This window comes from Candidatus Uabimicrobium helgolandensis (assembly GCF_041508025.1).
Taxonomy (GTDB): domain Bacteria; phylum Planctomycetota; class Uabimicrobiia; order Uabimicrobiales; family Uabimicrobiaceae; genus Uabimicrobium; species Uabimicrobium helgolandensis.
Genome location: NZ_CP165719.1, coordinates 8,907,870 through 8,928,840 on the forward strand (window position 1 = coordinate 8,907,870; position 20,971 = coordinate 8,928,840).

Annotated in this window: 8 protein-coding genes and 1 pseudogene; 3 read left to right on the top strand and 6 right to left on the bottom strand. The window is 34.4% G+C overall.

Going from position 1 to position 20,971, the window contains the following annotated elements; translation table 11 throughout:
- Window positions 1–52 precede the first annotated feature (52 nt).
- A complete protein-coding gene (locus UABHE_RS32955) occupies window positions 53–4,483 on the bottom strand; it encodes a WD40 repeat domain-containing serine/threonine-protein kinase (RefSeq protein WP_372367720.1) in 4,431 nt (1,476 codons plus the stop codon).
- Between the two features lie 409 nt (window positions 4,484–4,892).
- Between UABHE_RS32955 and UABHE_RS32960 the strand changes: the two genes are divergently transcribed.
- A complete protein-coding gene (locus UABHE_RS32960) occupies window positions 4,893–7,358 on the top strand; it encodes a protein kinase (RefSeq protein ID WP_372367721.1) in 2,466 nt (821 codons plus the stop codon).
- Between the two features lie 408 nt (window positions 7,359–7,766).
- A complete protein-coding gene (locus UABHE_RS32965; protein ID WP_372367723.1) occupies window positions 7,767–9,542 on the top strand; it encodes a protein kinase in 1,776 nt (591 codons plus the stop codon).
- Between the two features lie 331 nt (window positions 9,543–9,873).
- On the opposite strand, the pseudogene UABHE_RS32970 reads toward UABHE_RS32965, so the two are convergent.
- The 4 genes and pseudogenes from UABHE_RS32970 to UABHE_RS32985 all read right to left on the bottom strand — a co-directional run bounded on the left by UABHE_RS32970 (window position 9,874) and on the right by UABHE_RS32985 (window position 16,660).
- A pseudogene (locus tag UABHE_RS32970) lies at window positions 9,874–10,988 on the bottom strand (IS630 family transposase).
- Between the two features lie 188 nt (window positions 10,989–11,176).
- Window positions 11,177–12,016, bottom strand: coding sequence for a substrate-binding periplasmic protein (locus UABHE_RS32975; RefSeq protein WP_372367725.1), 840 nt, complete (start codon window positions 12,014–12,016; stop codon window positions 11,177–11,179).
- A 685-nt stretch (window positions 12,017–12,701) separates the two neighbouring features.
- On the bottom strand, window positions 12,702–15,914 hold the full coding sequence (locus UABHE_RS32980) for a protein kinase (RefSeq protein ID WP_372367726.1): 3,213 nt from the start codon (window positions 15,912–15,914) through the stop codon (window positions 12,702–12,704).
- 77 nt (window positions 15,915–15,991) lie between these two features.
- Window positions 15,992–16,660 carry a hypothetical protein gene (locus UABHE_RS32985; RefSeq protein WP_372367727.1) on the bottom strand — a complete coding sequence of 223 codons (669 nt, stop codon included), beginning with the start codon at window positions 16,658–16,660 and terminating at the stop codon, window positions 15,992–15,994.
- 1,889 nt (window positions 16,661–18,549) lie between these two features.
- On the opposite strand from UABHE_RS32985, the gene UABHE_RS32990 reads away from it, so the two are divergent.
- Window positions 18,550–18,885, top strand: coding sequence for a hypothetical protein (locus UABHE_RS32990; protein WP_372367728.1), 336 nt, complete (start codon window positions 18,550–18,552; stop codon window positions 18,883–18,885).
- A gap of 96 nt (window positions 18,886–18,981) precedes the next feature.
- Here the strand turns inward: UABHE_RS32990 and UABHE_RS32995 are convergent, their stop codons facing one another.
- Complete coding sequence (locus tag UABHE_RS32995; protein WP_372367729.1) at window positions 18,982–20,955, bottom strand: serine/threonine-protein kinase; 1,974 nt, start codon at window positions 20,953–20,955, stop codon at window positions 18,982–18,984.
- Window positions 20,956–20,971 lie beyond the last annotated feature (16 nt).

Below are 20,971 nucleotides of genomic sequence, written 5' to 3' on the forward strand. Positions count from 1 at the left end.
ACCAGCGGTAAACATTTTCCTATCGGAATTATAGTTCTGTATCTTTCTTCTATTAGTTTGATGATAACCGCTGCCATAAATTCCTGGTCGTATATCTTACAACAGACATATCTTCCTTTACTTTATAATTGTGCAAGTGATTTGTTTGTGGGTGAGATTGTAAGATATTGTATTTTTGAAAAGGTTCCCACAAATATGTAAAACCATCAAAAGTAGAGCATATTAAATCGTTACCGTTATAGCGTAATATTTGCATATTGTGGTGTCTTGCTATGGGTAGTTCTTGTGAAGTGGTAATGTCCCATATTTTTATCCCCGCTGAAAAGTTACATATAATATACTTGCCGTCACCACTATATGTACAGTAACGAATGTCAGGTTTATCAAAAATTATGGTTGATATGTGATTATTGTGTATGTTCCATATGTAAATGCGATTATTAGCGCCAATGGCTAGATGTTGATTATCAGGAGCGAAACTAACCGCATAAATTTCAGATTTACTTTCGCTAAAAACAGCAAGTCGCTTTTTGTTGACAATGTCCCATAAAATTACAGTCTTATCTTTAGAGCTTGAGGCTAAGTATCGCTTATTTCTGCTAAAATCAACAGCTGTTACCGTATTGCTGTGCCCTTTGAATACGGCTTGCTGCTTTGCATTTTTCGCATTCCACAAGTAAACGAGATTATCTTCACCGCCAGACGCAATATACTTTCCATCTTTACTAAACTTCACACACCATATTGGCGCTTTGTGTCCTTTCATTGTCGCTATAATCTTAGAGTTGTCAATATTCCATTTGTTGATTGTTCCATCTTTACCGCCGCAAACAACCTTACTTTTATTTAAATCAATAGAGTTTATGTAAGAGTTGTTTATTATTGATTTGGTTATTTGTTTGTTTTCCAAACTCCATAACTTTATGGTGTTTTTATGCGAAGAAGCGAATGTTTTATCATTTACAAAAGATACAGATTTTGCATTTAGGAGGGGTTGGTTGGTAATCAAAGAAACATCCCACAGTTGTACAGTACGATTGTTATCACTTATAAAAACAACTTTTTGGCTAGCTACATCAAAGTGGCAAGATTGGGTTGAGGTTGACTGCTGCAATGTTGCCGCTAATGCCTGAGTTTTGACATGCCAAATGCGAATAGTTTTATCATATGAACTCGAAACTATAAAACGGTTATCGTGACTCAAATCCACAGAGTTTACTTGAGAAGAATGCCCTCTAAATGAGTGAATCTCTTTGCCTGTTTTTATATCCCATAAACGAATTACTTTATCTGTACAACCAGAAACAATATAATTGATGTTGGTACTAAATGTAGCACTGGAAATTTGGCGAGGATGAGGCAGTTTGGCAATTTGCTGTTTGGTTTTTGTGTTCCATACACGAATAGAATTATCATGACAAATAGCCATTAAATGCTGACCTTGTGCGCTAATTTTAATTTCGTTTAGAGTAGTTTTGTGTTTTATAAAAGTAGAATAATTACCAGTTTGAATGTTTAAAATTTTTACGGTGTTATTCCCTAAAATAAAAAATAAATACTTATCATCAGAGCTGAATTTTGCACTATGTACGAAGGTCGAAAAACTATGCATGAGTAATTGCTTGCGTTGCTGTACACTCCATACTTTTATACTCTTATCTTTGGAGCATGAAACTATGTACTTACCATCATGACTAAATACAGCAGATGTGACCGCTGAGGTATGACCAGTAAAACAATGTATCTGCCTACCATTTTGCGCATCCCACATTCGGATTGTTTTATCCTTAGAGCAGGACAATAAATATTTTCCGTCGTTGCTAAAAATTATGGAGTAAATATCTGCAATGTGATTATTGTAAATAGAAATTTGTTTGCGTTTAGCCATATTCCATAACTTAACTGTTCTATCCTTAGAACAAGATAAAAGATATTTACCATCGCGACTGAAATGAGCAAAATTAATTTGTCCTAAGTGCCCGTGAAAAGCATGAATAGCGGTATTTATATTGCAAATATCTAATTTTATTCCATTATTATAAACGAATACTTTATTGTTTTTATCATAATCTAAAGTTAAGACCGAAGACTTGCTATTTGCTATAATTTTCAATTGTTTACCAGTGTTTGAATTCCATAAGCGGATGGTTTTATCTGTCGATCCCGAAAGAATATAATTCTGCGCGAATTTTACTGCGTTTACCGCCTTGCTGTGTCCACGAAAAACCAACGTATTTTTTTTCGTTATTATATCCCATAAACGGATAGTTTTATCTGCTGATCCTGAAACAAGGGATGTTCCATCGGAACTAAAATCTATAGATTTTACAGAACCTAAATGGCCTTTTAAAACAGTAATTTGCTTACCTGTAATTATATTCCACAAACGAATCGTTTTATCTGAGGACGCAGAAGCGAGGATCTCTTTGAAAAAACATATGTTATTTACAGAACCACTATGCCCGCGAAAAGTAAATATTTGTTTTCCTGTCTTGATGTCCCATACCCGAATAGTTTTATCAGTCGAACCAGAGGAGAGATACCTTCCATTAGGACTAAATCGTACTGTGTTTATTGTCGATTGGTGACCGCTAAAAGAAGTTACTTGGGTTCCAGTAACGGTATTCCACAAATAAACAATCTTATCGTTTCCTGCTGTAGCAAATAACTCAGCATCAGCATTAAAATGCACAGCATTTATTTTTCCTGAATTTGCAGCTTTTATTTTCCACAACAAAGGACTAAATGGTCGTTTAGACGAAATGTCTATCATGCCTTGGGCAAGTTTTTTGAGCTTGTCAATTTGTATATTGTTTTTACTTGAAATAAATTGAATTTTCTTCGAAAACTCCAAGCTTTTTTCAGCGTAAACTCCACATTTATCGTAATAATTCTCTATCTTTTGTAGATGTGGATAATCACCTTTTTTGGTTATTTCTGATGACGCAAGTTGATACGCTTCTTTTGATTTACTTAAAGCAATTTGCGCAAGCTGTTGTAGGGCTTTGTTTTCGCGATATTTAGTATTGCGCTCAGCTTTCCTAATCAGTAAAAATCCTATTGTTAATCCAGCAATAATAACGGTTGTTGCGATGTATAACAGGTAACGCATGTATTTAGAGGTACGTTGCATACGTAGTTTGAGGTTTCTTGCATGATTTATTTGCATTTTCAATTGTTGTGCTTTTTGCTGTGCGACAAAATCAAGTTGCGCATCTGCTAAACCAAAATCTTCATGTTGTAAAGCTGTTGTCGCATATGCAATGCGTGCTTTTTCTAACCCTACTTTAGCTTGCTTGTTTTCAGCCCATAGTTGTAAAGCTTGTGTAAATCCAGCAATCGCTTCGGAGAATTGTGCATAAGATTTATTTTGTTCAGAAGAAATCTTTTTATCAATAATTGCTTGTGCTTTTTCGGAAATGACAATACTTTCTTTATGTTGCAAATAGTTTTCAATACATTGTTGAAACTGAGCAATATTTTCGTAACGCTTCTCGATATCTTTGCTCATCGCTTTATGACAAATTTGTTGCAGTTCTTTAGGAATGTCAATCGAAAATGGTGGTAATTTACCGGTAACAGCAGCAAAAAGTGCAGAAACGATACCGCCACCATGAGGAGGTCTACCCATTAAGATATGATATAGAACTCCGCCTAAAAGATACACATCTGTCCATACTCCAATGTTATCTCCACATCCTTGAGCTAATTCCCACGGCATATAACTAGGAGTTCCCATTGGATTATTCACCATAGATTTATGTAAACCTTTTGAAAATGATACGCCTTCAGAAATATCTACCGCAATTCCCCAATCCATAACTAATATTTCACCGAATTCTCCTACCATCACATTTGATGGCTTTAGGTCGTTATGAATAACGTTTTTACTGTGCGCATAAGATAGAGCATTGCAAACATTGAGTAAAATACGTAAGTGACTTTCCGTATTGTATTTTTGGGCAAGTATTTTATCTTCTGTTGTTTTGGGGTCGAGAATATTTTTCCATTCTGTACCACGAACGAGCTTCATCGCTAAGAAAACTTCTTCTTCACTATTCTCCTTTAAATCGTAAACAGGAACAATATTTGGATGGTCAAGATAAGCCGTTACTAAAGATTCGCAAACAAACTTTCCTTTGTTACCTACGCTGTTGTTATCTTTAATTTTTTTAATAGCTATCTCACGCTGCAAGTTAAGTTGCTTCCCTTTATAAACAATTCCCATCCCACCGCGTGCAATTTCATCTAAAAATTCATAATTCTCAGAATCTGTCAAGCAAGCTCCCCATTGCTGGCTATTCGCTAACGGATCACTGTCTACATGATAAGAAGAGACAATAGTATCTGGAGAACTCTTAGGAAAGATACTCTCAATACTCATATTAGCACTTTTATAAGTCTTTTCAGGATCGCAATCTTCTACATTTTCCTTGAGGATAAACTCTTCCCAAAGCTTTTTGATATCTTCATCTGTGGACATACAACACTCTCTTTAGATTGTTCTTTTACCATGCAATAAATTTACTTTTTTGAATTCGAAATACAAACGATAATTTCTGCTCTGTAGGAGTGGTTTTGTGCACCTATCTAGTGCAGTCTAAATCTATTACTTGCTTTTAATTTTGTTTTTTTTATGAAGTTTTACATTCATTACATACTTCCTTGCGGATATGTTTTAGATTACGGCAAGTCTGGCATATGTTTCGCTTTAGATTACTGTATATGCTTCTTGTTGAATTATCTTTGAATATAACGATTAAGTTTTTAGATTATGCAAGCCTGGTATAATCTCTACAATAAAATTTTACGCGAAATGTTTCAAATTTGCTACAATAGAACTGCCGTTATAATAAATATGTTCGTTGTTCGCTATCCAAACGGGGGTTCTTATGAATATCGTGTGTTACAATTGCAAAGCTAAAAACCCCGAACATGCTACGTGGTGCTTAAAATGTAACAATCTGCTCGCTTTAGCAAAGCGTTACAAAGTCGAAAAGTATATTGCTCAGGGAGCAATGGGTAAGGTGTATCTTGCTGAAAATAGTGAAACTGAGGATAAAGTTGTTATCAAAGTTTTGCACTCTGGTTCGGAGCAACGATTTTCAGAAGAAGCGCGTTTAGGAAAACGTACCCACCAAAAAAAAGCTAAGCATTTAGTTCATGTTCTTGATGAATTAGATGTGGCTGGCCGCAAATTTATCATTCAAAATTATATCGAGGGGCAAACTTTGCACTGTCTGCTCAAAAATGAAAATGATTTAGTGCTACCTTTTTCGCGTAAACTAGCTATCGCAGCTAACTATGCATCTGCTCTCGAAGAAATGCGGTCTTTAGAAATCGTACACCGTGATCTTAAACCAGAAAATACCATGGTTGGTTCTGATGATCATATCACTATACTCGATTTTGGACTTGCCAAAGATGATTTTTCTCTCACTCTTACAACCCAAGGTGAGATAATGGGGACATATTATTATATAGCTCCTGAATCATTAAAATCGTCGCATAATGCCGATTTTTCGGCAGATATATTTAGTGTAGGAGTTATTCTCTACGAAATATTTCATGGGCGTATTCCTCATGATTTTTCTCTTATTGATCCCTATTATGATAGTCCGGACTTTATTTTTAGACTCCAAGATCTAAAAAGGACAACGCGAATTTTTCCTGCTTTTCCTGGCGCTCCACAAGAAATAAAACAAATGCTAATGGAACTTATTAGTAAATGCCTTAATCCAGATCCAGGCAAAAGATGTGCTAGTATTTACATGTCAAAAACACTTGCCAAATGCATCAAATGTTATGATGATTATGTAGGGCAACAAATCAAAAATCTTCCAGACGATCGCGAACAACTATTGTTTGGTCTTCATCATATTCCTTATGTAGGAAAATTGTACTCCAAAAGTACCAAACAAATTAGCGCACGTATTAAAAGTATTGTAAAACACCGAGAGTTTCAACGCCAAGAACATCAATTAAATAAAGCTCTCACAAAACTAGAACACCAGAAGGAAGAACTGCGCAAAAGCAACGAAAAATTAAACAAACAACTGCTCGAACAAAAAAGCGAAAATGAAAAACTACGCGCGCAATTAGTGGAGATCACAAAAGAAAATGATAACAAAGTTATTTGTGATTTAATGCAAAATGAATACTTGAAGAGCTGGCTCCAAGACACTTCTTGTTGGGAAGGAAATGTTGTTTGTAAAGCTATGTATGAGGGGCCTATAAAAGAAGAAAAACCTTTTGCGAGTGGTAAATGCCAATTCTTTTACGGTGGAAAACTCCAATTTATCTACAAAAGAAAAAATGTAATTTACGAGGGCGAGTGGTACGACGGTCTTCCGCACGGGCAAGGAACTTTAGAATGGATTAATGGCGACAAATACCAAGGTGAAATAAAAAATGGTAAGCGTAGTGGTAGGGGACATATGGTACTATCGTGTAATTCAGAATACTTGGGGCAGTGGAAAGACAATCAAAAGCACGGTTGGGGCACTTATACTTGGGGAAATGCTGACGCTAAAAAAACGGAAGATAAATATACAGGACAGTTTCACAACGATGTTATTTCTGGTCACGGCACATTGTTATTCGCCAATGGCAACAAATACACTGGTGAATTTCATAATGGAGAACGCACCGGGCATGGAGCTTTTCGCTGGACAAATGGAGAAAAATACGTAGGTGAATTTCGCAATGCTAATATCACCGGACAAGGAATGTATTTTTGGCAAAATGGTGATGAGTACGTAGGAAGTTTTCACGACAAAGAGCGCACAGGATATGGTATTTTTACTTCAAAAGGCGAGCGTTATATAGGCGAATTCAAAAACGGCGTCAAGACCGGTAAAGGAACCTTTATATGGCCAAATGGAAATATTTATGAAGGTGAGTTTAAAGATGATACCATGAATGGACATGGCACTTTCATTTGGGCAGGAGGCAACAAATACATCGGAGAGTTTAAAGACGGTCAAAAAAATGGCGAAGGAACATATACGACGACAGACGGCGACAAGTATGAAGGATTATTTAAAGACGACCTAAAAAGCGGTCAAGGAACTTATATGTGGGCTAATGGTGACATATACGTTGGTAAATTTAAAGACGATGATAAAAGTGGTAACGCCACTTTCATGTGGGCTAACGGCGATAAGTATGAAGGTAAATTTAAAGACGACAAAAAAAACGGCAACGGAACATTTATGTGGGCCAATGGTGATAAATATGTTGGCAAATTTAAAGATGATCAAAAAAATGGTCATGGTATTATCTATCACGCCGACCAAACTATAAAAGTCAAAGGTATTTGGGAAAAAGACACCTATAAACGTGATTCATTTTTATAATTTATGTGCAATTCAATACTTGTAGTAACTTTGTAATCTATAACTACAGAAAATTTGGACGTTAAGTGAACGAGCCAGAAATTAGGTTTTACTAATGAGTCTGTCACTATTAATTCTGAATGCATCCTCCCTAAACGAATCGTTTACCATATCTAAGTAACTCCAATAAGGTAAGTAAGGATAATTTAATATGAGATTCAGACTCGTAAGATAATTTAATGTCAGGCTTGTAACGATCGAAACATGTCTATGGAGAATATGTGAGGCTATTTACAATTGAAAAATAGACATGGAAAAACTTTTGTCTAAGGATAATACGCCAGCCTTCGAGCCTATCTGAAATGCCATTCAAATTGTAGTGCTATTCAATTAAACTAAGGCCATTTAGAAACGGTATAGGAGAAAAAATTGCAACTTTTAAAGGGCAGGTATAAGTTTGAGAAGGTTCTTGGTCAAGGTGGAATGGGTAAAGTGTATCTTACAAAAGATATACAAACAGGGGAAAAAGTTGCAGTAAAAGAATGTTTTGTACAAGGAAAAGAGAACAAGAATTTTGCAGAGAGAGTAAGACGTGAATACTATTTTATGACTAAAATTCAACACCCTAATATTATAAAGGCATTTGATTTTTTCGAAAATAAGGGTAGGTATTTCATTGTTATGGAATATGTAAAAGGTATTACTCTGCAAGATCTTATACGACATTTCCCTAAAAGTATTAGTTTTGAGCAACAGCTAATAATAATAAAAGAAATATGTAGTGCCGTTATAGTGTTAAGCGAAAGTGGTATCATTCACCGTGATTTGAAACCTGATAATATAATGCTTGTTGGCGAAAAGCTAAAACCTAAACTGCTCGATTTAGGTATAGCCAAAGACATAAGTGAAGAACTTGAAACTATAACAAACACTGGACTAATGGTTGGTACGCCGGATTATATGAGCCCTGAACAAATGAAGGAAGATTTGAAAGTTGGAAAGAATTCAGATGTTTTTTCATTGGGAGTTATATTCTATCAGTTTCTTTCTTGGAATAGAAACTCGCCTTTTTACGGCGGTAATTTGATTTCAACGATGACTAGAATAACAGAATTGGAACTACCAGGCTTGAGTTCTATTATTGATACAAAATCTAACAGTGTAGATATTCTTTCGGAAATATTAGACTACAGTTTAAAAAAAGATCCTCTTCAAAGATTGAGTTGTGTTAAGGATTTCCTTAGAAAACTCAATAGCATCCCTAATTCGTCAGAAAAAAAGAAATTACCTCCTACAGAAATTGATGGAACTAGAACATTTGATCATAGAAAAAAGAGAAAATTAAAACAAAAGAGAAAAGAAAAAAATACAAACAAGAAAAAACGTAGCTTAAAAACTCTGAGTTGGATTTCATTTTGTAGTGTTTTTTTATCAGTGGTCATACTATACAATATTGGCTTTAGTCAACAAAATAACTTAAATCAAAAACCTAAAAAAGATGCGGAATCAAAAAGAAATACTAAAAACAGTAATACTAACATAGAGTTAATTCACAGTTCTGAAGACAGAAAGAACAAATCAAATGATCAAGGCAAATTAGAAATAGAAGATAATCTTAAAAGAAAATCGAGTAAGGCTATTACGCTTTTTGAGAGTGCACATTTCTTTTTTAATCAAAAAAAATATGATTTAGCAGTTAAGGATTACACTAAAGCTATTGACTTTAATCCTAAATATTCGAAGGCTTATCACGAAAGAGGACGTAGTTTACAAGTTCAAAAAAAATATGATTTAGCAATTAGAGATTACAATAAAGCAATTGAACTTAATTCTAAACACTTTTTGATTTATCATCACAGAGGTGTAACTTTTTCTTATCAAAAAAAATACGATTTAGCAATTAAGGATTACACTAAAGCTATTGAGCTTAACTCTAAACACGGGCAAGCTTATAACAATAGAGGTGTTCTTTTTCTTCGTAAAGGAAAATATGATTTAGCAATTAAGGATTTTAATAAAGCTATTGAGATTAATCCGAAAGATGGACAAGTTTATAAGAATAGAGGTGGCTTTTTCTTACAGGTAAGAAAATATGATTTGGCAATTAAGGATTACACTAAAGCTATTGAGTTTGGGTATGATGTAGACCAAGCAAATAAATTTATAAAACTAGCCAAAAGAAAACTAGTTAACGCAAAGAAATGAGCTTAAAACGAGCGCTAGATTAAAAGAGAATTGAACCTAAGTATTTTCTATTAAAGTGAATGTTCTTTCGATTTGGTGGTCGTCTTAGGTCTTTTTAGATTTTTGTGTTTTAACAGGAACGGCTTTATCGCGGAGCAGTAGATAAATGGAGAAAGCGGTATGAAAAAGGAGCTTTGCAAAATCTTGCAGATAACAATCGACCTTATTTTCGATCTTCTTAACAAAAGCATATGGTATTACTAGTACTCCATAAAGTTAATTGTGAGCCATCTCTCTAACTCCCATGTTTCTTTGTTTTTCAAGAACTGTGATTAGAGAGGGTTTATAAAAACTATATGTTGTCAGGATAGAATTTATTCAATTTGATACGAGCATCATTCTTTGTAAATTTCCAATTTATAGTGCAATGTTGTTTATTTCGGTATCGTTCCCAAAAGAGTACTTCTTTTTTTAGCTTTTCAATAGTAGGAATACGGCGATTTAAGCATTGTTTAGAAAGAGCAGAAAGCTCAATTTCAACCATATTAAGCCAGCTAGCCTTCTTAGGCGTATAATAATAGTCAAATCTTTTTGCTAATCTAAAGGCTTCTTCTGCAGGAAAAGCTTCATAAAAAGAGCCATTTGTATGAGTATTTAAATTATCTTGAACTATCCTTATACTATCAGCATCTGGATAATACTTATCAGTAAGTTCTTTCAAAAAATGGGCATAATCAACTTTTGTTCTGCGCTCTTTTATTTCGATATATCGCCAACCAGATAATCGCTCGAAAGCTACAAATGCACAGCAGGTACCATTACGTTGATATTCTGAATCTTCGCGCTTTGGTCGACCTCGTTTGCTCTTAACTGGTCTTGTAACCTCTTCTAAAAGTTGGCAAGGACGTTCATCTATACAAACCACAGGTCTTTTAGGGTCGTATGGCTGTGAATATAAATCTAGAATATTCTCCATACGCCATAAATATTCTGCATTAATCTGGCCAATACACCATTGCTTTTTTAACCAAGGCTTAAGTTCATTTTTTTTAGCAGCGTTCCCACATGCGTATGTGAAATAGATTCGATCAACTCTAGCTCTACTAATTTGTTAGCTAATAATTTTAGGCTCCATTTACTAAAGCCTTCAGGAGGTTCTGAGCACGCTATTGTTGCTAACTGAGTTTCTAAACAACTATCTATTTTACTCGGTTTACCGCTACGAGGTTTTTCTCCTAGAATAAACTCTAAACCTTCATCAATGTAGCGCTTACGAATTCTATAAACTGTTGGCTTACTGCTTTTTAGAGCTTTCACTATTTCGTTAACTGTTTTTCCTTCATTGGCCAATAGTAAAATACGCGCTCTTGTTATTGCTCTTGCTGATCTCTTTCCACTCTTTACATAATTTTCTAATTGTTTTTTTTCTGCTTTTCTAAGCTTAATCTTATATTGTCTTCTTCGCATTCCTAGCTCCTTAAAGTAATAAAAGCTAGATTATAAAAGATTTACAAGGCAGATTCAAAACTAACTTTACGGAGTACTAGTCGTAATAGTAAAAACTCAAGTATCGAGTAGTACTTCAAGTTTGCCCAGCTTCTTTTTTTCCTATTGTGAGAATGCACTCATTCAGAATGATCTAGACACAGTACTAACTAATGCGATTTCCACTTAGTTTCGCGATGCAGCCAATGAGCGTTATATTTTTCTTCGAAGCTGCGTAATTTTCCAGATGTTTCAAGAAATTCAAGAGCATTATTTAAAAAATTGGTCCATTCAATATCGCTGTGACGCAATGTCCATGCGACTGGTGTGAGATTTAGTGGCAATGAAACAAACAAGCCTTTTCCTTCCTTTTTCTCTTTTAGAAATTGTTCAATTGTAAAGGTATCTGCAAAAGCAGCATCAGTTTCGCCAGAAATTACCTTTGATATAGGGACAAAGAGTTCTGTTCCAGGAGAAACCATTAGTTTAGCTGTAGGAAAATGCGTTTTGCAAAAATCGTGTTCGCCAGTACCTTTTGTAATAGAAATTTTTACATCTTTGTGATTAAAGTCTGCGACTTTAGTAAAACGCGTTTCGTCTTTTCTTACAAGCGCACTGATCCCTAAATAAAATAATGGACGTGTATAAGCTACATTATAGGCGCGTTTGATAGTTTTAAATGTTCCAGCAATAACAACATCACATTTTCCTGCTTGTAGATCGTTTTCAAAAGTAGCCCAATCGGTTTCATAATAGCTAACTTTAACACCTATTTCATTGGCAATGTATTCGATAGTATCAACAAAATGTCCAGAAAGTTTCCCTTTGGAATCCTTAATAACAGTAGGTGCCCAAGGAATGTATCCCACTTTCATTGTTTTAGTATGCTTAACATGTTTTAAAGTATTTATACTGGAATTTTCTTCTGATTGCGCTGGATGAGATATGGCTAGTGAAAAAATGCAAATAAGCACTACAATAGAAACAAAAACTGTTTGTCGTGTATTCATTTTATAACTCCATATGGAATAGTTTATGAGTATTTTAATATCGCTATTCAAAGTAACACTCTGATGTGTTATTTTGAGACGAATCTGCCATATTCAGTAATAGAGAAGAACCATTCTTTTAAGAAGAACAAAATCTTATTTTGGCATTGTGTATAACAATATCACAATAGGCAAAACGCTCCAACAATAAAGTTAGGTTTCAATAGACTGTTCAGAGAAACAGATTTTTGGGAGTTCTTCTCAGCCTGATTCTATATGATGTAGAATCGTAATGTTTTAGGCAAGAAATTTTGGAAAGTGAGACTTAAAAACAGTTGAGATTGGAATGCCTAAAAAAGTGTCAAAAACAACTAGCATAAACCTACCTATCACACCAGTCTGTCATATGTTTCTTAAAACAGTATCGAGCTATTTCAACTAGATACGATAAGAGAGCTGTCAATTTCTTAGGTGCTATTTATCTAAGTGACTCGCCAAAGGTATTTACCCATTGCCATTTTGTTCTTTTATTTGCTAGCTTTGTTGCTCCTTAGTTGTGCAGCTACGGCTGCGCGCCCTCGTCGCGCCGCGCTAGAAAATAAAAGCTCTGCATTCAACGGGTAACTATTTTTGTCAAGTCACTTAGCTTCTTGCATAATCTTACTTCGATAAATTCTTGATATTTAAATATCCACACGTTTTAAACTTACTTATTTTTATGGGCACTATCGTTCTTGTTTTCTACATCCAATTGCTCATTAACTGTTTTTGCAAATAAAAATTCGATAATTTGTTTTGGAGAGTTTTTTAACTTCTTTTTAAGTTCTTTATTTGAAATATCTTCGCGAATCCCATGCCTAGATTTTAGATTCAAACTTGATAAATCAAGTACTGCTAATTGCTTTGCGCCGCCTTTTTTTTCTATAAATACAAAAGATAACTCGTTACCACTTTTGTTAAAAAAAAGTTTATGAATATAATGTATATTTTTTTTATCTAGTAGATAGCATAATAGCTGGTTTGTTTCGAGATCCCACAAAGATATAGAACCCTTATCTCCAACAACAAACATTTGATTATTTGGATGTATAGCTAAAGAATCTACATTTGTAGAAAATGAATATTTCAAAGTTTGCTTTTTTAAGTTCCAAACTTGAAACATTTCTCTATTTGAAAGAATTGCATAGTTGTTATTGGAAGTGAAAGCAAATAGACTCCCTTTAGGAGTTTGAAAATTAGAAATAAACAATTGTCTTTTACCACTGTGTATATTCCATATTTCAAGGTGGTCTGTCTTTGTTTCATGTATTAAAAAATGGTTACCTACAATATAATACTCTCCCCATTCTTTCAGAGGAATAGAGTGCAAAAGATTGTAATTACTCGTATTGACAATATTTATTTTTGTTCTTTTATGTTCAGAATCGTAGGCGCTATAGGCAATTATTGATAAATCTTTGCTAAAGGTATCGCCAAAAAAATGTTTTCGATCATATAGTTTTTTATGTGACAATTTTGTTTTTGTTTTACCTGATTCTATATCAAGCGTAATAAAAGATTCCAAAACGCGAATCATAATATCACCACTTTGCGTAAATTTAACAAATTCAGTAACTTCTTTCTTCCATAAAAATTGTGAATTTCTTTTGTCGTAAACCTCTATTTCAAAGAAAATCTGTGAATTGTCGTAATCTACATAACCGTCACCTGAAAATTCTACAGCGTCAAAACCTATATCATCTTGAAGTTTATTGATACGATCTCTATCGATTCTTTTTCTTAGAATTACAAAGTGATTTTCTCCCATGAATATTTCATTAAAATACCAAGGTATATTGCTTTTAAAAATTTTATATGTAAAAGATAATTGCCAGTTTTCAATTTTTTCTTTTGCTTTAGAAGCAAATATAAAATTCTTTTTATTTGGATGTTTTGCTAAAAACAATAGATTATTAGGAATATGGTAAGAGGTATACTCTTTTTCATTTGTTGTAAAGTTCCATAAAAACATGCCTTTTTTGTCTCTAATCCAAACAGAGTTATTATTTTCTGGTATAATTTGCGGTAGTCTTATGTTCCAGTGATGATCTATCTTTATTTTAGAAATTAGTTTTTGTGTTGATAACTTCCAAACGTAAATAAATTTTCCTACAAACGAAAATAGGTTGCCATGCGATATTGTAAGACCAGCAAATGCATATTTAAATCTTTTGATGACTTTTACACTCTTGTTTTTTCTATTTATAATATGAATTTGATTGTCTGATTGCTTTACAAAATAGTCTTTTGAGAGCGCGTAGTTTGACCACCATCTATCCCAACTATCTTCAGAATTGATAATTTGGCGGACGTTACCTTCTATATCCATGATCACATGAGATTTCTTGTTAGCATCATTATAAAGAACTTCGATACTACCTTCTGTGTTAATAACAAATACTGAAGATTTACTCTTTGGTATTTTTATTTTTTGTTGGACATTATTTTTTATTGGATCATAAACACAAAGTTCTTGGTTTGCGGATATAAAAACAAATCGGCCATCCTTTGTAAATTTTCGATGCTTACCACCTTCATCAGTAAACAAATAGCTAGTAGAATTGTCTGTACTTAGATTTACAAAGGTAAGATCATCTTTTTCTGCAAGAACGGAATTGTTTGCTTTTCTCCATAATACAGGTTGAATCTTTATTATTTTTTGTATCCAGCTCATACTATCGCGATGAATTTTTCTAGCTTCTCTCCCTTGAAAGTCTTTTACAAGTTCTAGTGCTGTTGCAATCAATGCTAAACATTCTCGCCATTTTCTCTCTTTCTCAGCTTTTTTTGCTTTTGCCAGGGAAATTTTTGCTATGCGTACATTTGCTTTCTCTAATTGAATTTGCGATTTCTCTCTTGCCATTATTGCGTCTTGTTGGCGTTCGTGAATAGAGTGAATGTAGAACATCAAAAAAGAATACAAAACAATAAATAAAAAACTAAATACAGCACTAAGTGTTTTATTACGATATATAACCTTTTTGACTCTGGAAAATTTAGTGGGGAGCGATGCCTGTATCGGACGATATAGAGTAAAGTTTTCCAAATCATTGGCTAAATCAAGAGAGGTTTGATAGCGAGAATATGGGTTTTTTTCTAAACACTTTAAACAAATTGCTTCCAAATCTTTAGGGATTTGTGAACAAATAGTAGAAGGCTTTACAGGTTCTCGTTGACAGATGCTTTTTATAATGTCTTCTTCAAAAACTAAACAATTTGTCAAAATATAATACAAAGTACTGCCTATGGAATAAATATCTGTTCGATGATCAAGTTTTTTATTTTGAATTTGTTCTGGTGACATGTAGGTTAAAGTTCCTACTATGTGATCAGATGCTGAGCAGAAGCTAGAGTCTTTTCTTTTGGATAGGCCAAAATCAATTATCATCGGAGTACTTTTCGAGATCAATATATTGCTAGGTTTAATATCTCTATGAATGATTTTGTGACTATGGAAAAAATGAATCGCTTTTGCAATATCGCAGAAAACTTGTGCTATTTTATGGTAATTATTTTGATGAGACCATTTATCGATCGTTGGTCCATCAATATATTCCATCGCAAAGTATAATTGAGATTCTTTACTTACCGATAAAATGCGAACAATGTTTGGATGGTTTAATTTGGCTAAAGACTGCACCTCCTGATAAAATCTATGTCGAGGATACTTGTCTTTTTGAGATTCAGAAATAAATTTTAATGCCACAGCTCTATTTAGTTCTAAATCCCACGCTTTATACACTATTCCCATGCCGCCTTCGCCCAATTTTTCTAATAATTGATACTGAGCAATTTGAGAATTGATATCGAGAAAAAATTCATCTTCTTTCTCGATATCAATTAACAATGGGTTTCTCTGTAAAGAGTTATTTTTTATCATGTTTACTCCTTTAACAATTTGAGTATAGTTCTATTCTATAACTCAATCCGTTAAAGGTTTTTGTTATAGTACAAAAATTACCTTAAATTTTGAAAAAATTTGTTTTCTTCTTCAACAGATTGTTTTCCGTAAGCTAATTTCTCTATTTGTCTACAAATGTTTTTTTGGAATTCTTCCCAAAGATAGCGGTTTCTTTTTTTCCACTGTTGAGCAGCTGCTTTTTTAAGATCCGAGGTTTTGCTTTTTACTTGTAAAAGTTCTGCTAATTCAAGTGAATTTGGCCACCTAGAGTTTTTCCAAATAAATAACAAAAGTCGCCGCTTTTTTTCAGGATACTTGTTTATGGAAATATGGATAGTTTCTTCGAGAATACTCCACGACAAATTTTCAAATGAAGTATCGCATTCGTAAGCAAAGTCTTCTTCTATAGCTTGCATAGGTATTTTTTTCTTACGCCAATAATCTCGTAGTACATCACGAACTAGGCTTTTTATAAGAATTCTAAATCGAACACCTTCTTTTCGGTGAAAACTCCAGCGAAAACCTTTTTCATAAACTCTAGAAGCGATGTCTTCCGCTTGATGGATTTTGTCATACGACCAACTTGCTTTACTTAAAATGTATAAGACAATGGCTTGATGGTATCGTTCATAAAACAACTTCCAGCATTCTTGGTATTTTTCATGTTCTGGCTTATCTAACCATTTTACACAGTTAGAGTGAGTGGATAACTCTGATATTGTCATTAATCGCATCCTTATTATTTTCGTTTACAAATATGAAATATGATTTAACTAGGTTCTGTTGATATTTCAAATTTTCTGGAAGGGAAAAATGTGTTTAGTTGCGTGGCGAAGCCTACGGAATAATTATTATAGAGGTTCATGACTCCGAAGGCGATTGTACAATATTCGACGGAATTTATTGTTTATATTACCAATAATCTCTAGATGCAATCTATAGCTAATCATGTTAAACTCTTCGAACTATTATGTCAAAGTTTGTTTTTTCAAATATCAATAGAGCCTAACTAAGTGACCTGCCAAAAGTATTTACCCATTGGCATTTTGTTCTTTAATTTTCTAGCTTTGTTGCTCCTCAGTTACGCAGCTACGGCTGTGCGCCATCGTCGCGCCTAGCTATAAAAATAAAGACCTGCATTCAACGGGTAACTACTTTTGTCAAGTCACTTAATATTACAGTTGTAATTATTTTGCCTTGCTTATTTTTCAAACTTTTGAGCTGTTAACAAAAAACAGAACATTTGGGCTAATGTAGATAAAACAAAGGCCTAAACGGTCTCTCATTTCGAGAAAAATTACTTAATTGCGACAGTCTAGCATGAATACCAATACTCGCAACTTTAGATTCAAACTTGATAAATCAAGTACTGCCAATTGCTTCACACATGAAGGCCAATGCTCGCAAGTCTGACGTGAATGCCGAAAATATTGATATGTATTACCGTTAGTACAATTACTTTAAGTTACCAAGATATAGGGGAGACGCAATAACTAGTGGCATATGCAAGTTACTAATCCTATTTAAATACGATACCACAAGGTTTTAGCATAAGATGTTAGAATCCTTTACTCAAGCTTGAATACTACATGTTTAAAGGTTTTAAATATTTTGCTTTCATTATTTAACTCATCCTATTTAGTCAATTCTTCTAACTGAACAATCTAATTCTTTCATTCCGTTTTCATTACAAAAAATTCTTTACCTTTGTGCTGCCCATCGGTACTTTCATTTTTGTAACGTTTTGAGTCTGTCACTCGTTTTGAGTCTGTCACTCGTTTGAGTCTGTCACTCGTTTTGAGTCTGTCACTCGTTTTGAGTCTGTCACTCGTTTTGAGTCTGTCACTCGTTTTGAGTCTGTCACTCGTTTTGACCTTTGTGCTGCCCATCGGTACTTTCATTTTTGTAACGTTTTGAGTCTGTCACTCGTTTTGAGTCTGTCACTCGTTTGAGTCTGTCACTCGTTTTGAGTCTGTCACTCGTTTTGAGTCTGTCACTCGTTTTGAGTCTGTCACTCGTTTTGAGTCTGTCACTCGTTTTGAGTCTGTCACTCGTTTTGAGTCTGTCACTCGTTTTGAGTCTGTCACTCGTTTTGAGTCTGTCACTCGTTTTGAGTCTGTCACTCGTTTTGAGTCTGTCACTCGTTTTGAGTCTGTCACTCGTTTTGAAAGGATAACCAGGACTACTTTGTCCAATAGAACTAATGAAAGTATACGCTTTTCGTTGTGTACTTTTAGTAAAAATCCAATTTTTTGATTTTTGCCACTTGCGTTGCCACTTTGCCACTTGCGTCAGACTCCAAAGTTTGCCTTCGGTTGAGATTACTCGGCTCGGCTTGCTCCGCTGCACTTCTCTCCTCTAGCTCCGCTACTTTTCTTGTGACCTCAGGCAAAAACGGAAGCCAACATTGTGGATGCGGAAATATATCGGTATTACCAACGATATAGAAAGAAGAACTTTAAATATCAATTTACCTCTTTGATTCTTCAACAATTGTTCAATGATTACTCAGGAAAGTTATTTGTGTTTTTTATTTAAAAGTGGTATTTATTGATCGTGATGAATTCAATAAAAAATGTATTTCAGTGTTGCAACACATCGCGAAGGAAAAAAAATGAAAAATCGTTATGCTCTAACTATAGTTTTTGGTTTACATGTTATTTGGACGGGTTTATGGCGCAATATTGAGGCTGGGGCTTATAAACCTAAAGCATTGTGGTTTTGTTTTGTTATGGGTTTAATTCTTATTATTGCTGGCTTTCTTTACAGAAAAGGACGTAATCGTCTTGCTAGAGTTGTAGCACTTATTGCTATTTCTATAGTCTTTACTTTTTATCTTTTCTCTTTTATTAGTGCTCCTGAAAAAGACGCTACTTTTAGAGTTGGACTTATTATTCTGTCTTCTATCGCTGCATTTGTGGTTGTCTTATTACCTGATTGCGAAAATTAGGTTAAGTTTTGTGGTTTATACAATAAATACTTTCATCGCTAAATAAATTTTCTGTCGCGCAAAATTCCTACAAGTTTGCCAAAAACAATTATGTTTTTAGTTTGATGTTAATGTTGCGCGAAATTTAACTGTGCGATATATGCTAATGTAGGAAGCGATTGAAATAATAATAAGTATAACTATGATGGCGGCGACTACTAATAAGTAAATAAAACTTTTCCAGATGTAAGTATCGACACTGAGTTTAGTTCTATTATCAATTAAGATAAAAAAGTTGTCGATGGGACGCATTATTGTTTTTTTGTTCTGGTGATATTTATTATCAAACATCATTGTTATTGCTTGTTGTTGCTGGCCGTTTTCTAAGGCTTGCATTGCTTTTATTTCTGTTTTTACTAATTCATTAGAGTAATTTTCGGATTCTTTTAGTTTGGCAAACTCTTGGTCAGTAAAACCTAAATCTTCCATTATCTTTCGCAAGGAAATTTGTCTGCCATCAGAGCGTGGTGTTTTGCCGTTGCGGACGTCGAGGATTTTGTAGTAAAGAGCTTTAAATTTTTTATTTTTAGTGGTTACATAAGAACGGGCCATGCGCGTTAAGTCGTCAGAGCTTTGACGCAGTTCTTGGGCAGTGATGTAAGAGAGGTGGCGGATTTTTTGTTTGTCATTTAGCGCTTCTTCTACTGCAAACATGTACATAACAACTGTTCCAAGGGTTAAAAGTAGGGCAATATATATGGAGGAAATAAACAAAAACTTTAAACTTTCGCGATTTTGTAAGTATTTATTTAGCGCATTTTGGAATTCTTTGACAGAAGAATAGCGTTTTTGCGGTTCCCTTGCCATTGATTTTTTACAAATATTTTTTAGCTCGCGAGGAAATGTGTTACTAAATTTAGGTAGATTTCCTTTGTAAGCGGAAACTAGTACTTCCCACATCGTGTCTCCCGTATGCGGTGGTTTTCCGGAAACGATTTCGTAAAGCACTGCTCCTAGTAAATACACATCCGTCCACGGTCCAATCTTGTTGCCCTCCCCACCGACTAATTCAGGAGCAATATAGCAAGGTGTACCCATTGGCGCTACGATTTCAGATTTACGCAAAGTACGAGGTTCTTGTTGTTCTTCGATATCAACGGCTAGTCCCCAATCCATCAGTTGAACTTCGCCAAATTCTCCGATCATGACATTTTCGGGCTTTAAATCGTTATGAACGATTCCTTTGCTATGAGCAAAAGCAACCGCGTTACACACAACTAATAATATTCGCAAGTGAGCATCGAGGTTGTATTTTTGCGCTTTTTGTCTTTCTTCATCTGTTTGTGGATGTAGTAGCTCTTTCCATGAAGTTCCGCCAATCATTTTCATCGCGAGCATAATCTCACCATCAGATCCACGCCCAAGGTCATGAACAGGAACGATATTTGGGTGTTCTAAATATGCAGTGACAAGAGCTTCGCCTATGAATTTTTTTTCTTTAGTTGTTTTTTCAGGGCGTAATTTTTTTATAGCGATTTCTCTTTGTAGATTTTTTTGAAAACCTCGAAAAACGACTCCCATTCCTCCTTGACCGATTTTGTCAATACACTCATAGTTTGCTGTGGTGATTTTGTCTCTCACCTCTTTGACATATTTAGAAGTACCAGGAACAAAATCAACAGTGTCAGAGCTATCTAATGTGACATTATCTTGTATCTCTATTGAAGATTTAGCTTTTGTTTTACGAACCAAGTAATTCTCAAGATGTTCTGATGTTTGCTTCTTTGTTTCTGTTGCATATGCCACTGTTTCTGCTCCAGGGTTAACGCTATTTTGAGTGTCCTCTAAAGTTTCGTTGTTAGCAGTTTTTCCTGAAAGTGCTATGACTTGTGTTTTTTCTTGAGAATTTATATCGGTGTTTAACGAAGCATCTTTTTGGGCAGTTTGAGTACTTGTGGCTAACAAAGGCAAGTTGTATGTGTAACTACTAGTTTGCTCTATGTTCTCATAAGTAAGTTTAGTATGTTTTCCTTGTAATTGTTTTATCGTAGCTACGTTTTCCCAAATTTGTCGTAGTTTGTGTTCATCCATTTACTTTATATCCTCG